This window comes from Dorea sp. AGR2135 (assembly GCF_000420885.1).
GTDB lineage: Bacteria > Bacillota > Clostridia > Lachnospirales > Lachnospiraceae > Dorea > Dorea formicigenerans.
In genome coordinates this window covers 195,518-211,791 of record NZ_ATVU01000003.1, presented here as the reverse complement: position 1 = coordinate 211,791, position 16,274 = coordinate 195,518, and the positions used below count along the sequence as shown (strand labels likewise).

At 39.3% G+C, this 16,274-nt stretch carries 12 protein-coding genes and 1 rRNA gene; 11 read left to right on the top strand and 2 right to left on the bottom strand.

Annotation, left to right across the window (positions count from 1 at the left end; all coding sequences use genetic code 11):
- Positions 1–309: ribosomal RNA gene (locus G593_RS0103685) — 23S ribosomal RNA — on the top strand; the annotation flags it as partial.
- A gap of 251 nt (positions 310–560) precedes the next feature.
- Here G593_RS0103685 and G593_RS0103675 read toward each other — a convergent pair.
- Positions 561–1,472, bottom strand: coding sequence for a LysR family transcriptional regulator (locus tag G593_RS0103675; RefSeq protein WP_029730788.1), 912 nt, complete (start codon positions 1,470–1,472; stop codon positions 561–563).
- Positions 1,473–1,654: 182 nt separating this feature from the next.
- On the opposite strand from G593_RS0103675, the gene G593_RS0103670 reads away from it, so the two are divergent.
- The 7 genes from G593_RS0103670 to G593_RS0103635 all read left to right on the top strand — a co-directional run bounded on the left by G593_RS0103670 (position 1,655) and on the right by G593_RS0103635 (position 12,007).
- The gene (locus G593_RS0103670; protein WP_029730787.1) at positions 1,655–3,427 is read left to right on the top strand and encodes an ABC transporter ATP-binding protein; all 1,773 of its coding nucleotides are present in this window, start codon (positions 1,655–1,657) and stop codon (positions 3,425–3,427) included.
- A gap of 3 nt (positions 3,428–3,430) precedes the next feature.
- Positions 3,431–5,140, top strand: a complete 1,710-nt coding sequence (locus tag G593_RS0103665) for an ABC transporter ATP-binding protein (protein WP_029730786.1) — start codon at positions 3,431–3,433, stop codon at positions 5,138–5,140.
- 642 nt (positions 5,141–5,782) lie between these two features.
- Positions 5,783–7,714 (top strand): DUF5107 domain-containing protein, encoded by a 1,932-nt coding sequence (locus G593_RS0103655; protein ID WP_029730784.1) that lies wholly within the window; start codon positions 5,783–5,785, stop codon positions 7,712–7,714.
- Between the two features lie 31 nt (positions 7,715–7,745).
- Positions 7,746–8,471 (top strand): glucosamine-6-phosphate deaminase, encoded by a 726-nt coding sequence (gene nagB / locus G593_RS0103650; RefSeq protein WP_029730783.1) that lies wholly within the window; start codon positions 7,746–7,748, stop codon positions 8,469–8,471.
- A gap of 283 nt (positions 8,472–8,754) precedes the next feature.
- Positions 8,755–10,047 carry an ABC transporter substrate-binding protein gene (locus G593_RS0103645; RefSeq protein WP_029730782.1) on the top strand — a complete coding sequence of 431 codons (1,293 nt, stop codon included), beginning with the start codon at positions 8,755–8,757 and terminating at the stop codon, positions 10,045–10,047.
- A gap of 152 nt (positions 10,048–10,199) precedes the next feature.
- Positions 10,200–11,105 carry a carbohydrate ABC transporter permease gene (locus tag G593_RS0103640; RefSeq protein WP_005336866.1) on the top strand — a complete coding sequence of 302 codons (906 nt, stop codon included), beginning with the start codon at positions 10,200–10,202 and terminating at the stop codon, positions 11,103–11,105.
- A 17-nt stretch (positions 11,106–11,122) separates the two neighbouring features.
- On the top strand, positions 11,123–12,007 hold the full coding sequence (locus G593_RS0103635) for a carbohydrate ABC transporter permease (RefSeq protein ID WP_005336868.1): 885 nt from the start codon (positions 11,123–11,125) through the stop codon (positions 12,005–12,007).
- Positions 12,008–12,220: 213 nt separating this feature from the next.
- Here the strand turns inward: G593_RS0103635 and G593_RS0103630 are convergent, their stop codons facing one another.
- The gene (locus G593_RS0103630; protein ID WP_029730780.1) at positions 12,221–13,150 is read right to left on the bottom strand and encodes an AraC family transcriptional regulator; all 930 of its coding nucleotides are present in this window, start codon (positions 13,148–13,150) and stop codon (positions 12,221–12,223) included.
- Positions 13,151–13,365: 215 nt separating this feature from the next.
- On the opposite strand from G593_RS0103630, the gene G593_RS0103625 reads away from it, so the two are divergent.
- The 3 genes from G593_RS0103625 (at position 13,366) to G593_RS0103610 (ending at position 16,173) form a co-directional block, all read left to right on the top strand.
- Positions 13,366–14,478, top strand: coding sequence for a phosphotransferase enzyme family protein (locus G593_RS0103625; protein WP_029730779.1), 1,113 nt, complete (start codon positions 13,366–13,368; stop codon positions 14,476–14,478).
- 406 nt (positions 14,479–14,884) lie between these two features.
- Positions 14,885–15,466, top strand: a complete 582-nt coding sequence (locus G593_RS0103615) for a xanthine phosphoribosyltransferase (RefSeq protein WP_022279406.1) — start codon at positions 14,885–14,887, stop codon at positions 15,464–15,466.
- 437 nt (positions 15,467–15,903) lie between these two features.
- Positions 15,904–16,173, top strand: coding sequence for a type II toxin-antitoxin system RelB/DinJ family antitoxin (locus G593_RS0103610; protein WP_005336875.1), 270 nt, complete (start codon positions 15,904–15,906; stop codon positions 16,171–16,173).
- The last annotated feature ends 101 nt before the right edge of the window (positions 16,174–16,274 follow it).

Sequence of the window (16,274 nt, the reverse complement as noted above, 5' to 3'; positions counted from 1 at the left end):
GAACGTCGTGAGACAGTTCGGTCCCTATCCGGCGTGGGCGTAGGATATTTGAGAGGAGCTGTCCTTAGTACGAGAGGACCGGGATGGACTGGCCGCTGGTTGATCTGTTGTTCCGCCAGGAGCATAGCAGAGTAGCCAAGCCGGGACGGGATAAACGCTGAAGGCATCTAAGCGTGAAGCCCCCCTCAAGATGAGATATCCCAACGAAAGTTGTAAGACCCCTTGAAGACGACGAGGTAGATAGGACAGAGGTGGAAGTGTGGTAACACATGGAGCTGACTGTTACTAATAGGTCGAGGGCATAACCAAAAGCAAGAGCACAAAAGTGCGAAGCACAGGTGGATAGGTAAGATGTTAAAAAGTTTCTTATATGCAGTTTTGAAGGTATATATTTATATAAGAAGTGATTGGTATGAACCAGTCACTTTTTTTGTATATAGAAAGTCGCATTTCCTATTATACAAGAAGTCTCCGGCAGGATTGCAGAGGTGCGCAGTAGAAGTATGTCATGCAATTGCATGACGCGCACCTCGCAGCAAGAATGCCGAGGCATTCTTGAATTATTTTTTTTGGCATACATCTAAAAATTCTTGTACGATAGGAGAAAGTTTCTTTTCTTTTTTCCAGATTAATACAATTTGTGTTATAAGAGTAGGTTCATCAATTTCATAAATTCGAAGTCCTGTACACAATGACTGCATTGATTTGGGGAAAATGGCAGTTGCGAGTCCATCTTTAGCCCAGAGCAAAGCGCTTTTTGCGTCATCGCAGAGACAGAATATTTCAGGATCAAGATTTTTTGCATGAAATGTATCAAGAATTAATCGTTCATATCTGCGATAAAGAATCAATGGAAGTTTTGACAGGTCGTTTAGCTGTATTATTTTTGAAGAAAGCATTTTGCTATTTGAATTTGTAGCAGTATTATTTGTGACAGGGACAGCATTAGAAGATTGGTGATTTGCTGAAAAGTTTGACACAGCAATCATTGGCTCAGAACATAAAGTAAAAGAGTTTACTTTGTTTAACTGAAGCGGGGTACGTGCAACGGAGATATCGATAATTCCATCCATAAGATAACTATATAATGTATAGGTACTTCCGTCCCTTACTTCGAAGTTTACGTCAGGATATTTTTTTGCAAATGTAGAGATAAATGGCATCATTACAGCAGTTGTTGTTGAGGTCATTCCGATACGAAGAACTCGCTTTTTTCCGGCTTTTGTAACTTCAAGCTTTGCAGAATCTGCATAATCAAGCAAATTTCCGGCGCGCTCGTATAAGACTTCGCCGGCATTTGTCAGAATAACTCCTTTGCTTGTCCGCTCAAAAAGTTGTACGCCCAGTTCTTCTTCTAATTGGTGAATCTGATAGCTGAGAGGAGGCTGTGACATATTTAAATGTCTGGCTGCTTCATTAAAGCTATGTGTATCTGCAATTTGTCTAAAGTATTCTAATTGTCTAAGTTCCATAATCCATCTCCATTTCTTGAAAGCTTCCAAAACGTATGTAACACTATGTTATAATGAAGGTATTACAAATGCAATATAAAAAATATATTACAAAGCAATAAAAGGAATATTATGCATATTACTGAATGTGCGTTATAATAGGCATAGATTCGTGAAACAGGAAGAGAGAGGAAAATAGAGACATGAAAAGTTTGGCAGTTTATCTCAAAGAGTACAAAAAAGAAAGTATTCTGGCACCGCTTTTTAAGCTTCTGGAGGTTGTTTTTGACCTTTTAGTTCCGGTAGTTGTGGCACAGATTATTGATGTCGGTGTCGCACAGGATAACCGAAGTTATGTGGTTCAGATGTTTTTTGTATTGATCTTAATGGCGGGAGTCGGACTTGCCTGCAGTTTCACCGCACAGTTTTTTGCTGCGAAGGCAAGCTGTGGATTTGCGGCAAAATTAAGACAGGCAATGTTTGATCATATTCAGTCATTGTCATTTACAGAATTAGATACCATGGGAACTGATACCTTGATCACACGTTTGACAGATGATGTGAATCAGGTTCAGAATGGATTGAATCTGGGTCTGAGACTTCTGCTTCGAAGTCCATTTGTCGTACTTGGCTCCATGGTCATGGCATTTACAATCAATGTAAAATGTGCATGGATATTTGTGATTGCGATTCCGGTATTGTTCGTTGTTGTATTTTCCATTATGCTGGTCAGCATTCCATTATTTAAGAAAGTGCAAAATGGACTGGACCAGGTGACAGGACTGACAAGAGAAAATTTAACAGGTGTCCGTGTGATCCGTGCATTTTGCAGGGAAGAGCAATCTGTAGAAGAATTTGAAGACAGCAGCCGGGAACTGACGAGATTGAATCTTTTTGTCGGAAGGATTTCAGCACTTTTAAATCCAGTGACTTATGTGCTGATTAATATTGCAACAGTTATTTTGATTGACCGCGCTGGTATTCAGGTTAATATGGGAAATATGCAGCAAGGTGAAGTGGTTGCTCTTTACAACTATATGCTTCAGATAATTGTTGAATTGATCAAATTAGCATCACTGATCATTACATTGAACAAATCAATGGCGTGCGCAGACCGTGTGGCAGGAATTTTGGCAGTGAAGTCCAGTATGATATATGTAAACGATGAGATGCGTCAGAAAGAGAAAAAGCAGAATCATACACCTGCAGTTAAATTTGATCATGTCACATTTACTTATGCGGGCGCGGGAGCACCGAGTCTTAAGGATATCAGTTTCCAGGCGATGCCGGGAGAAACGATTGGTATTATCGGAGGAACCGGAAGTGGTAAATCAACACTGGTATCTTTGATCCCAAGATTCTACGATCCGCAGGACGGACAGGTCTATATGGACGGAGAAAATGTTACAGAATACACAAGAAAATCTATCGGTGAGAAAGTCGGAATTGTTCAGCAGAGAAGTGTACTGTTCCAGGGAAGTATCCGTGACAATCTGAAATGGAGTGACGAGAACGCCACAGATGAGGACATCTGGAAAGCAATTGAAATTGCCCAGGCAAAAGAAGTGGTTGAAGGAAAGCCTGGAAAGCTGGATTTCCAGTTGGAGCAGAATGGACGTAATCTGTCTGGTGGACAGAAACAGAGGCTTACCATTGCAAGAGCCTTAGTTAAGAAACCGGAGATATTAATTTTAGATGATAGTGCGAGCGCTCTTGATTTTGCAACAGATGCAGCGCTTCGAAAAGCAATCCATGGTCTGGAAGGCAAGATGACAACATTTCTTGTATCTCAGCGTGTAGCTGGAATTAAGCAGGCAGATAAAATACTTGTTCTTGGAAATGGAGAATTGGCTGGACAGGGAACGCATGAAGAATTGATGAAAAATTGTGAAGTTTACCAGGAAATTTATTATTCACAATTCCCGGAAGAAAAATTAAGAGAAAAAATAAATTATGACGGGAAAGGAGAGGCATAGAAGATGAAGAAGATTTTAAAATTCATTGGAAAATATAAAATATTTCTTGTGCTGAGCGTGTTGCTTGCAACCGTTTCAGTAATATTACAATTATATGTGCCGATCCTGTTCGGAGATGCCATTGATCAGATTGTTGCAGAGCATCAGGTTCAATTTGATGCCATGTGGATATTATTAAGAGAAATTCTTGTATTAGTTGCAATATCAGCGCTGGCAGCATGGATCATGAACATGATCAATAATCATATGACTTATCATATTGTACAGGATATCCGTTCCCAGGCAATCCGTCATATTCAGCGGTTACCCCTGTCTTATCTGGACCGTCACAGTTCTGGAGATATTGTAAGCCGGATCATCGCAGATACAGATATTTTGTCTGATGGAATCTTACTTGGATTTACCCAGTTGTTTTCCGGAATTGTAACGATTGTTGTAACTTTGATTTTTATGTTTTCCAAGAATTTCTGGATCACACTTCTGGTCATTGTGTTGACACCAATGAGTTTCTTAATTGCTAGATTTATTTCTTCCAGATCATTTGAAATGTTTCATAAGCAAAGTGAGACTCGAGGAAATCAGACGGCACTCATTGATGAAATGATTGGAAACCAAAAAGTAGTCAAAGCATTCGGATATGAAGAAAAAGCGTCAGAGCGATTTGCACAGATCAATGCAGATTTACAAAAATACAGTCAGAAAGCAGTTTTCTACAGCAGTCTGACAAACCCGTCTACGCGTTTCGTAAATAATGTTATCTATGCAGGTGTTGCTCTTGTAGGGGCATTTATGATACCAGGCGGAGCTCTGACAGTTGGAGGTCTGTCCGTGTTGTTATCTTATGCGAACCAGTATATGAAACCGTTCAATGACATTAGTTCTGTCATTACAGAGATGCAAAATGCGCTGGCGTGTGCGAACCGTATTTTTGACCTTCTGGAGGAAGAGGAAGAATCCCCAGACGTGGAAGGAACAATCAACGAAGTGAAAGGAAATGTGTCCATCAGCCATGTAGACTTCAGTTATGATAAGAATCACCGCCTGATTGAAGATTTTAATCTGGAAGTAGATCCCGGCATGCGGATTGCCATTGTAGGACCGACCGGCTGTGGGAAAACGACATTTATCAATCTGCTGATGCGCTTTTATGATGTGGATCAAGGAAACATTAAAATTGACGGCAAGTCAATTGACGGACTCAGCCGCCATGCACTTCGCAGTTCCTATGGAATGGTGCTACAGGAGACTTGGATCAAAGATGGAACAGTCCGGGAAAATATCGCATTTGGAAAACTAGATGCCACAGATGAAGACATTATCCGTGCGGCAAAAGAAGCACATAGCTGGGAATTTATCGAGCGTCTTCCAAAAGGATTGGATACAGTGCTTCATGAAGACAGTATCAGCCAGGGACAGAAGCAACTTCTATGTATTACAAGAGTTATGCTCTGCCTGCCGCCAATGCTGATACTTGATGAGGCCACATCAAGTATTGATACAAGAACAGAGCAGCAGATTCAGGAAGCATTTGACAAATTAATGAAGGGACGTACAAGCTTTATCGTAGCACACCGGCTTTCTACAATCCGGAATGCATCCCTTATTCTCGTTATGAAAGACGGAAAAATCATCGAGCAGGGAACACACGAAGAACTGCTGGCACAAGGAGGATTTTATAATAAGTTGTATAACAGTCAGTTCCAGGCTGTGTAATAAAATTTGTTGTTATAATATAGTGAATTATCCGAGGCAGGATTTCAGATATGTATAAATATCGATATCTGCTGCGTCGCTTTAGAACAAGATTCAGAAAGTAAATTGAAAAAAATTGAGTTATCAAAGATTCGGAGGAAGTGTCAGTGACGGATTTTGTAGGTGATGCTAAGTAAAAAATATTATTTAATAACTTGAGAGTTAGTTAAATTATAGTAGTGAGCAACATTACAGATTTAGATGGAGACAGAGATTCTCAGATAATTATGAAAATGCCGTTATATCTGCGAGCATAGCTCACATGATTATGTACTGTTTGAACCTGCTTGCAGGTGAGTTTACATAATCATGTGAATATAAGTGGCGCAGCAGATAGCGGCATTTTTACATATCTGGAATTCTGTCTCCATATGGATTTGTTTTGCATACTGCTATGATTTTGTGTATGTTGACGCAGATATGGCAAAAAAAGGTGTAGATTGTGTAAAGATTATACAATCGTTCTATGCCATGATGGAAGATAGGATAGAGAAAATTTTAGTATATCAATAGAAAAAAGTGAAAGAGATGCTAAAGACATCTTGAAAGTGCATGTTAGAAGGCCTGTTGAGGGATAAAATTATAAGAAGTGGGAGGTATATTATGACAAGGCTAGTATTTGAGACGAAGCGTATGAAAGTTGCAGAACTGGGGGAGGAGTCTTCGGTACCGGATCTTTTTGGGGAACTGACAACTCAGAATTCGCTTGTGTTTGATCTGGACGAGGATGATGAGATTTATGAAGGATATGGCAAAGTAAATAGTGCGTTTCCATATCGTCAGCTTAATGGATATACAAGAGAGCTGCATGAGAAAGATGTAAAGACGGCGGTTCTGGAAAACGAGTATTTGAAGGCAGTATTTCTTACGGAATATGGTGGAAGATTGTGGGAGCTGTGGGATAAGAAAACAGGAAAGAATCTTCTTTACACGAATGATGTGCTCAGATTTAGCAACCTTGCTATTAGAAATGCATGGTTTTCCGGAGGTGTCGAGTGGAATCTTGGAATTATCGGTCATAATCCATTGACAACGGAGCCGCTTTATGTAGCAAAGACGCAGACAGATGAAGGTGATCCGGTACTTCGTATGTATGAATATGAACGAATCCGGGGAGTTATCTGGCAGATGGATTTCTGGCTGGAGGAGGCTTGTCCGTATCTGAACTGCAGAATGAGAATTGTTAATGACAGCAATCAGGTTATTCCGATGTACTGGTGGAGTAACATGGCAGTACCGGAGTATGAAGGGGGACGCCTTGTCGTACCGGCAAAGGAAGCATTTACAGCGGTAGGGACGAATGGTTTTAAAGTAGAGATTCCGTTTGTTAATGGAATTGATGTAACAGATTATAAGAAGATTCCGACCAGTATAGATTATTTCTTTCATATTCCGAAGGAAGAACCCAAATATATTGCCAATATTGCGCCAGATGGATATGGACTTTTACAATTTTCAACACCAAGACTACAGGGAAGGAAGCTATTTTCATGGGGAAATATTGATGCTTCCGACCGCTGGCAGGAATTTTTGACGGAAGATGCAGGACGTTATGTGGAGATCCAGGCAGGACTTGGAAAGACACAGTATGGCTGTATTCCGATGGCACCACACACTGCATGGGAATGGATGGAACGCTACGGAGCAGTGGATCTTGGTGCAGGTGCATGTGAACAGTCCCATGAATGGCGTTATGAGAAGGTGACAGAGGAACTGAAGGCAAATCAGGAGATTGAGAAACTTAAGAAACGTCTGGAAGAGACAAAAGGACTTGCAAAGAAGCAGGCAAAGCTAGTCCAGGCAGGAAGCGGATATGGAACATTTGCACCAAAAACAAAAAGAACTGGCCATCTGGAATTTGTGAATCAGTCAGAAACATTAAAGAAGTGGAAACATTTCTTTGAGACAGGCATTCTACATATGCCAAATCCAGAAGATGAGCCGGACGAGTTCTGGAATGGAGAGAAATTCCTGACATATCTGGAAGAGAAAACAGTCAGAAAAGATGCACCGAATGCCGCGAACTGGTATGCACATTATCAGCTTGGTATCAGCTATCTAATTGCAGGAAGAAATGAAGATGCAAGAGACGAATTTGCAAGATCTGTTGATCTTACATCCAATGCATGGGCATATCATGGACTGGCGTGTCTGTATCTGAAATCGGATCCTGAGAAGGCAAAACAGTTTATTATGGAAGGAATGGCGCTTCAAAGAGAGAGACTATCTTATCAGAAGGAAGGGTTTAAGATTCTGGAAAAATGTGGGGCTTACAAGGAAATTGATGAAGAATATAAAAAACAGACCGCAGAAAATCAGAAGAACGGACGAATTCAATATTATTATGTGGCAGCACTTGAAAAATTAGAAAGAAATGAAGAGGCGTATCATTTGCTGAATGACGGCGATGGAATTGATGTGTCAGATATCCGGGAAGGTGACAGCGATATCCAGTCAATCTGGGAGAGCCTTCACGAAAAAGTGTACGGGGAAAAAGGGCATTTGCCACACTACTATAATTTTAAAGTGAATTAAAAAAAGTGTCTATAAAAATGGAGGAAATGTTATGAGAGTGTACAGAGCAAAAGATTACAAGAATATGAGCAGAAAAGCAGCCAATATAATTTCTGCGCAGATCATTTTGAAACCAAACAGTGTACTTGGACTGGCAACTGGCTCTACGCCAATAGGAACTTACAGTCAGCTGGTAGACTGGTACAAAAAAGGAGACTTGGATTTTTCAGAGGTGACAAGTGTCAATCTGGACGAATATAAAGGACTGCCGGGAAGCAATGAACAGAGCTATTATTACTTTATGCATCAGCATCTGTTCGATCAGGTGAATATTCAGGAGAGACACACACATTTGCCCAATGGAATGGAACCAGACAGTAAAAAAGAATGTGAACGTTATGAGGAACTGATCAGAAGCCTTGGAGGCGTAGATCTTCAGCTTCTTGGAATGGGACATAATGGACATATTGGATTTAATGAGCCAGAACAGGCATTTGAGACGGGGACACATTGTGTGGACCTTCAGGAGAGTACTATTGAGGCAAATAAAAGATTTTTTGCTTCGGAGGCGGATGTTCCAAGACAGGCATATACCATGGGGATAAAGACAATTATGCAGGCAAAGAAGATTCTTGTTGTAGTAAGTGGGGAAGACAAAGCAGAGATTGTAAAGAAAGCATTTTTCGGACCAGTGATTCCAGGTGTGCCGGCATCAATCCTTCAGATGCATAATGATGTTATTTTGGTGGGAGATGAAGCAGCATTATCTCTGATATAAAGAATCAGGGATAAAATAATCAGATGAAAATCGATAATAGGTCTTAATAATTTGTGTAATGTAGAATAAATAACAAGATTGTGAAAATATTAATTTATACAATGTGTACAAAAAATAGCCCGTTATTTTGCTGAAAACAGCATTTTAGAGCAGATTGTGCAAATTAATGAAACTTTAGGATAAAGATTATTGTGCAAAATTGTGACATAATGAATCCAACGAGAAAAGAGTAATTGCAAAATTACTAAAAACGATTTACCAAAATGGTATAGGAGGAAAAAGAATGAAAAAGAAAGTAATCAGTGCACTTTTATGTGCTGCAATGGTTGCGACCATGTTAGTTGGATGTGGCGGAAGTTCCAACGATTCCAAGTCATCTGGAGGAGATGGCAAGAAACTTGTATACTGGGCTATGTGGAGTAAAGATGAGCCACAGGCGAAAGTAATCCAGGATGCGATTGCAAAGTATACAGAAGATACAGGTGTAGAAGTAGACGTTCAGTTCAAGGGACGTTCCGGACAGCGTGAAGGTCTTCAGCCTGCACTCGATGCAAAGCAGACCATCGACCTGTTCGATGAAGATGTAAACCGTGTAAACGGATCTTGGGGAAAATATCTGTTAGATCTCGAGGATGTGGCAAAAGATTACGAGTCAGAGCACGGAAACGAGACATTATTCAAAATTGCACGTGCAGCATATGAGGATGGAACACTTCATTCAATCCCATATCAGCCATCAATCTTCGGATTCTTTTACAATAAGACATTATTTGATAAAGCTGGTATCAAAGAAGTTCCTACAACATGGGATGAGTTAGATGCAGTATGCGCTAAATTAAAAGACGCTGGTATTACACCAATCACAGCAGACGATGCTTATATGACATCATTTATCGGATATCATCTTGCAAGATATATTGGACAGGATGGAGTAAAATCTCTTGTAACCGGAGAAGAAGTAAATGGTCAGAACGTAACATGGGATGATGAGAGAGTTCTTGCAGCAGCTCAGAGCTTTGCAGATTTCGCTAAAAAAGGTTACTTCTCAAAGAACATTGCGACAAATGTATATCCGGCAGGACAGAATCAGGAATTTGCTCCTGGAGATGCAGCAATCGTTATCTGCGGATCATGGCTTCCAAATGAAGCAAAAGCTTCTGTAGCTGAGGATCTTGAGTGGGGATATTTCAACTATCCATCAGTTCCGAACGGAACAGATGACAATACAGCTAACAACATTGCTAATCAGGTATTTGCAATTAATAAAGATTCCAAGATGGCTGACGAAGCATTTGAGCTGATTACTTATATCACAACAGGTGATTATGACAAAGAGATGACAAAAGAAGCTCTTTGTATCCCAACTGACAAAGCAAATTCTGATGCATGGCCAACAGAGCTTGCAGAAGTAAAAGCTGGATTTGATGCAACAACAACATACTATGACTGGGCAGCAGGCGCAGAGAGCAACAATGACCTGACTGGTACATTAAAGACAAGCGCACTTGAGCTCGCAGCTGGTAAATTAGATGCAGCAGGATTCATTTCTGGAATGAAAAAAGCAGCAGGAAAATAAGTCATTTGAGATAATCAAATAAGATGCATATTATAATATGGTGGCGGGGCGGTTATGGCATCGCCGCCATATTTCTTTTAAAAAACGGTCGCAGGACATCTGAAAAAAGAATGAGGCAGATGGCTGAGATTATGCGAGAAGGAGGAAATGAGATGAAAAATAATAAGAAAATGATCGTAGGCTTCCTGGCGCCGGCAGTTATCATCTTCCTCATTGTTTTTTTATACCCGATCGTCCGGACGATTATGATGAGTTTCTTCAAAATTGATTCCGTTACAGACACAACAGGTTTGTGGACATTTGTAGGTATACAGAACTATGAGAAATTATTTGCAACTGCAATTTTTAGAAAGTCTATGCTGAATCTGTTTAAAATCTGGGCAATCGGTGGAGCAATTGTACTTTCTGTTTCTCTGCTGTTTGGAGTTATCCTGACAAGTGGAATCCGTGGTAAGAAATTCTTTCGTGCGGTAATCTATCTTCCGAACCTTGTAAGTGCGGTAGCCCTTGCAACTATGTGGTTACAGTATGTATATAGTTCTAAGTTCGGATTACTAAAATCTATTCTTGATGCGGTCGGTATGCATAAACTGGCAGAGACAGCATGGCTGGATACAGGTCACAAATTCGGAGCATTGTTATTTGCATATTGCTTTGGAATGATTGGATATCACATGCTGATCTGGATGAGTGGAATTGAGAGAATCAGTCCGGAGCTATATGAAGCGGCAACCATTGATGGTGCCAACAGGCCACAGCAATTCCAGCATATGACACTTCCTTTATTAAAAGGAGTATTTAAGACGAACATTACGATGTGGTCAGTAAGTACAGCGGCATTCTTTGTGTGGTCTCAGATGTTCTCAACCGTAACAGCAGATGAGGCAACTATTGTCCCGGTACAGTACATGTACATGCAGACATTTGGAGCCGGAAATGCAGTTACAGAAAGAAATGCAGGATATGGAGCAGCGATCGGTATTATCTTGTGCATCTGTATTGTAGTTATTTTTACAATCTGTAATAAACTGATTAAAGAGGATGACTTAGAATTTTAGAAAGGAGGAGACGCAAGATGGAAAAAGAGAAAAAAATAAAAGTGAAAAAGAAAATTGACTGGAAACATGAAATGGCGCTCGCTCCTGGATATATTATAGTAATTTTATGGGTGGCATTTACATTCATGTTACTTGGATGGATCATAGCAGCCAGTCTTTCTACTACAACAGATATCTTTGCAGGAAAAGCATTGAAATTCCCGTCGGGACTACACTTTGAAAATTATGTGCAGGCATGGGGAAGTGGCGGAGTTGCAACATTCTTTACAAACTCCCTCCTTTATGCAGTAGTATCTTGTGTATTGCTGATCCTGATCTGTGCGCCGGCAGCATATGTCCTTGCGAGATATACATTTATCGGGAATAAAATTATCCAGACAAGTTTAGTGTCTGCGATGGGTATTCCAATCACGATGATCGTTCTTCCATTGTTTGGAGTTGTAGCAAATCTTGGAATTCTGAATAATGTTGCAGCAAGTAAGGTAACTTTGATCTTCTTGTATGTAGGAATTAATATTCCATATACAACGATTTTCTTACTTACTTTCTTTGCAAATATTTCCAGTACATATGAAGAGGCAGCAGCTCTTGATGGATGTCCTCCGGCAAAAGCTTTCTGGAAGATTATGTTCCCGATGGCTCAGTCCGGACTGGTAACAGTGACAATATTCAATTTCATTAATATCTGGAATGAGTATTTCCTGTCACTGATTTTTGCAAACAACGATGCATTACGTCCGGTAGCCGTAGGACTTTATGGAATGTTGCAGTCCATGCAGTACACCGGAAACTGGGCTGGAATGTTCGCAGCAGTAATTATTGTATTTGCACCGACATTTGTCCTGTATCTGTTCCTGTCAGAGAAATTGATCGGAGGAATTACCGGAGGAATTAAAGGTTAGAGACATAAAAAGAATATTATATAAAGCAAGGAATCTGTTTTCGAATCCAGCTATCAAAAATTAACTGATGATTCGCACACAGATTCCTTTACTTATTACGCTTATAGAAAAAGTAGTGGGAAAATAATATGTTAAGCTCAAGAAGGTGCCTCAGACACAGGAAATAGTCAGAATCTGAGGCAGCTTTTTGAGCAATATATATTTTATTTTCCACTAATTTTCCTCAAACTTCCCTTCTGACATTGCCTTGATTGAAGATGCATATTCAGACGGTGTCATTCCAGTTTCTTTTTTGAATTGTCTTGAGAAGTAATGAATGGAGGTATATCCAAGGTAATCGGAAATCTGTGTAAAATTCATATGTCTGGAGCGGATCAGTTCTTTTGCAGAGTTGATCTTCAGCTTCGAAAAATAGTCGATGATGCCAAGTCCACATTGATTTTTGAATATCTTCTGCAGTCGTGATCTGCCGACCAGGTTGTCCTTGCAGATTTGTTCAATAGTGACATGAGAACGAATATGTTCTTTCATGTATTCGGTGACCAGACTGTAGACTTCAATGTCATTTTTGGATTTTGTTGATTTGGCTGCAGGCATAGTGACTTTTGGACGGACAACGCTGGTGTAAGAGGCTGAGTAACGTCTTGCAAGGTGGATTAAAAACTGTTCTATTAGCAGACGGATCATTTGCTGTGAGCCGAAGATGTCAGGTGGCTGTTTAAGCGGCATATTCTGAAGATATGGATCATCCAGCCGGCATTGGAAGGTATGTCTGGCTTCAAAAATAATGCTTGCCAGAAGATTGCGTTCTACGTCATCCATCTTCAAAATTTTTTTGCGAAAATAATATATAGCATTATCATCACATTGAAAAGAGATAACAATCAGATTCGGTGCGATCGTTCCAGTAGCTGTAACATTATGAAATTCATTAGGTTCATGAAAAGCAATTTCACCTTTGTGAAGAATAAACTTCTTATCACCGCCGGTCACTTCAACTTCTCCTTTATCTACACAGATAAATTCCCAAAAATTGTGGCTTTCCCCTTCGAATGAAAAATCGCTCATGTATTCAAAATAATGAATACTGTATATTTTACCGATGTTGATTACATTCTCCGGTAAAAATCCATTGTATGCCATGTTAAAGTCTCCTTTGCGCAATTGTATTTTTTGTACAAATGTTATAAATAATTATAACGTATATATTAAAAATTGCAAGAAATAGAAGCAGATAATATAAATTATGAGTGAAATATGATAAAGATTTTTGTACAAATTTATACTACAATAATCAAGTGATAAAAGATGTCAATAATAAGTAGAAGGATTTTTGAATAAAACCGGGAGGAAGTATTATGACACAGGTAGTCAGAACGCAGAAAGCAGAAGCAATTGCACATTTTCAATATGAAGGAAGACTGATCCAGGATATACCATTTGGAAATGGACACATTAATGATACATATTTGCTGACATTTGAAGTAAAACGCATGGGGATTTTGAAGGTCATTCTTCAAAAAATGAATAAAAATGTATTCAAGAACCCTGTAGAGCTTATGGAGAATATTCTTGGAGTGACTTCCTATCTTCGCGAAAAAATTATAAAAAAAGGAGGAGATCCAGACAGAGAAACGTTGAATGTAATTCCGGCATTGGATGGAAAACCATATTATCAGGATTCGTTTGGAGATTACTGGAGATCCTATATTTTTATTACAGATGCGAGCAGTTATGATCAGGTAGAGAATCCGGATCAGTTCTATCAGGCAGCAATGGCATTTGGAAATTTCCAGAATCTTTTGGCAGACTATCCGGCCGATACATTGTTTGAGACAATTGAAGGATTTCACGACACGAAGGCAAGATTTGAGGTTTTTAAAAGAGCGGTAGAAACAGATATTAAGAGCCGTGCGGCTGGTGTTAAGAAAGAAATTCAGTTTGTGTTGGACCATGAAGATGTAGCATGCTGTTTTTCAAACCTTCAGGCAAAGGGAGAGATTCCGCTTCGTGTTACACACAATGATACAAAGCTTAACAATATTATGATTGACAATAAGACAGGCAAGGCAATCTGCGTGATAGATCTGGATACTGTTATGCCGGGACTTGCTGTGAATGATTTCGGTGACGCCATTCGTTTCGGGGCAAGTACAGGTGCAGAAGATGAAAAAGATCTGTCTAAGGTTGAATGCAGTATGGAGCTTTTTGATCTGTTTACAAAAGGATTCATTGAAGGCTGTAATGGCAAGCTGACAAAACGGGAGATGGAACTTTTGCCGATGGGAGCAAAGGTCATGACATTTGAATGTGGTATGCGTTTCCTGACAGATTATCTGCAGGGAGATACATACTTCAAGATCCATCGAGAGGAACATAATCTGGATCGGTGCAGAACACAGTTCAAGCTGGTCAGCGATATGGAGAAAAAGTGGGGCCAAATGCATGAAATCGTGAAAAAATATATGTAAACCCCTGAATATACAATAAGAGAGAGCCAGAACATAGATTTCCAAAGTGAAATATGCTAATATTTCTTTTAAGTTCAGATTTGACGTATGTGAAGTTACTACTTGTAGAAGTGGGGATTTTCATACAAATACGAAAACGAAAGAAAAGGAGAAGTATATGTACTCAGGATATGAATTAATCTGGCTCTTTTTTTGTACCAGTTTTTTTGGCTGGCTATTGGAGACTGTATCAGCAGCAACAAGACAGAGAAAATTTACCCGAATGCATTGAAAGTAGAATAAAATTCTAAAATATTTTTGAAACTCATAAAATAAGCGACAGAAACAAATTTTTGATGCATTTCATGAAGAAAAGGAGTATAATAATTTCCAAATGAACTGAAATGGAACAAAGGAGTAATCTGTGATGAACTTTTTAGAGGAAAGAATTGTAAAAGATGGAATCGTAAAAGAGGGAAATGTTTTAAAGGTGGACAGTTTCCTGAATCATCAGATGGATATAGAATTATTTGATCAGATGGGTGCTGAATTCAAAAAAAGATTTGCGGACAGACCAATCAATAAGATTCTTACAATTGAGGCATCTGGAATCGGAATCGCCTGTGTTGTAGCACAGCATTTCGGGGTTCCGGTCGTATTTGCTAAAAAAACAAAAAGCATTAATATTGAAGGCGAGATGTATACGGCAGAAGTCGAGTCATTTACCCACAAATGCAAGAATCAGGTAATCGTTGCAAAGAAATTCTTAAGTGAGGACGATCACGTACTGATCATTGACGATTTCCTTGCAAATGGCTGTGCACTTCAGGGACTGATCCAGATTGTAAAGTCTGCAGGTGGAACAGTAGAAGGAATCGGAATCGCAATCGAGAAAGGCTTCCAGACTGGCGGAACGGTGATCCGTAATCTTGGATACCGTCTGGAGTCACTGGCAATTGTGGATGGCATGGATGCCTCCACAGGAGAGATTACATTCAGAGAGCAGTAAGAAACAGGAATAAAAAAGAACCAACACTTTTGAAAGTGCTGGTTCTTTTTTGAAAGGGTTTGAACATTTTATCTATGTAAATTTTAATTGTTGTTAGGCGAAGTCCGGTAATCATACCTGATTGTGAGCAGTAAGCCGACATTTTGGAGGGCATAGTGTACATTTGCCATGTCTGGCTTTTCTGCAAGTACGACTACCGTCTTCTTCAATTGATAAGTCCATTATAATGGAGAATTGTGAATGCCTTGTGTCAGAAAATGGAAATGTTTCTAAAATTTCTTAAGAAAATCTGATGAAAATATAGAAATAGCTTAATTCTTTTGCATATCTTTCAAAATAAGGAGATATAATACGGTGTATCGACAATGCGTTGCAATATACCATATAATAATATTGGAAATAAAAATTATACCATTATAGAAAGTTGGGTGAAACTTATGGCAAATGTATCAATTAGAATGGACGATGCTTTAAAAAAGCAGGCAGAAGAGTTATTTAATGATTTAGGAATGAATTTAACAACAGCATTTACAATATTTGTAAAACAGGCAATCAGAGAACAAGGAATACCATTTGAAATTACAAAAGAAACGCCGAACAGTGAAACGCTTTCAGCATTAAGAGAAGTAGAAGAAATGAAGAAGAATCCATCTCTTGGGAAGTCTTATACAGATGTGGATAAAATGATGGAGCATTTACTTTCATGAAATACACACTAAAGCCGACCAGTAAGTTTCAGAAAGATTTAAAACGTATTCAAAAAAGAGGAGCCTTCCGGTTGTTTTGCCGGAAGGATTTTTACGGATAA

Bases quoted from the DNA above. Each gene is read 5' to 3' on its own strand.
- G593_RS0103610 (WP_005336875.1), top strand. From the start codon at position 15,904: ATGGCAAATGTATCAATTAGAATGGACGATGCTTTAAAAAAGCAGGCA.
- G593_RS0103645 (WP_029730782.1), top strand. From the start codon at position 8,755: ATGAAAAAGAAAGTAATCAGTGCACTTTTATGTGCTGCAATGGTTGCG.
- G593_RS0103615 (WP_022279406.1), top strand. From the start codon at position 14,885: ATGAACTTTTTAGAGGAAAGAATTGTAAAAGATGGAATCGTAAAAGAG.
- G593_RS0103670 (WP_029730787.1), top strand. From the start codon at position 1,655: ATGAAAAGTTTGGCAGTTTATCTCAAAGAGTACAAAAAAGAAAGTATT.
- G593_RS0103625 (WP_029730779.1), top strand. From the start codon at position 13,366: ATGACACAGGTAGTCAGAACGCAGAAAGCAGAAGCAATTGCACATTTT.
- G593_RS0103665 (WP_029730786.1), top strand. From the start codon at position 3,431: ATGAAGAAGATTTTAAAATTCATTGGAAAATATAAAATATTTCTTGTG.
- G593_RS0103675 (WP_029730788.1), bottom strand. From the start codon at position 1,472: ATGGAACTTAGACAATTAGAATACTTTAGACAAATTGCAGATACACAT.
- G593_RS0103640 (WP_005336866.1), top strand. From the start codon at position 10,200: ATGAAAAATAATAAGAAAATGATCGTAGGCTTCCTGGCGCCGGCAGTT.
- G593_RS0103630 (WP_029730780.1), bottom strand. From the start codon at position 13,150: ATGGCATACAATGGATTTTTACCGGAGAATGTAATCAACATCGGTAAA.
- G593_RS0103635 (WP_005336868.1), top strand. From the start codon at position 11,123: ATGGAAAAAGAGAAAAAAATAAAAGTGAAAAAGAAAATTGACTGGAAA.
- G593_RS0103655 (WP_029730784.1), top strand. From the start codon at position 5,783: ATGACAAGGCTAGTATTTGAGACGAAGCGTATGAAAGTTGCAGAACTG.
- nagB (WP_029730783.1), top strand. From the start codon at position 7,746: ATGAGAGTGTACAGAGCAAAAGATTACAAGAATATGAGCAGAAAAGCA.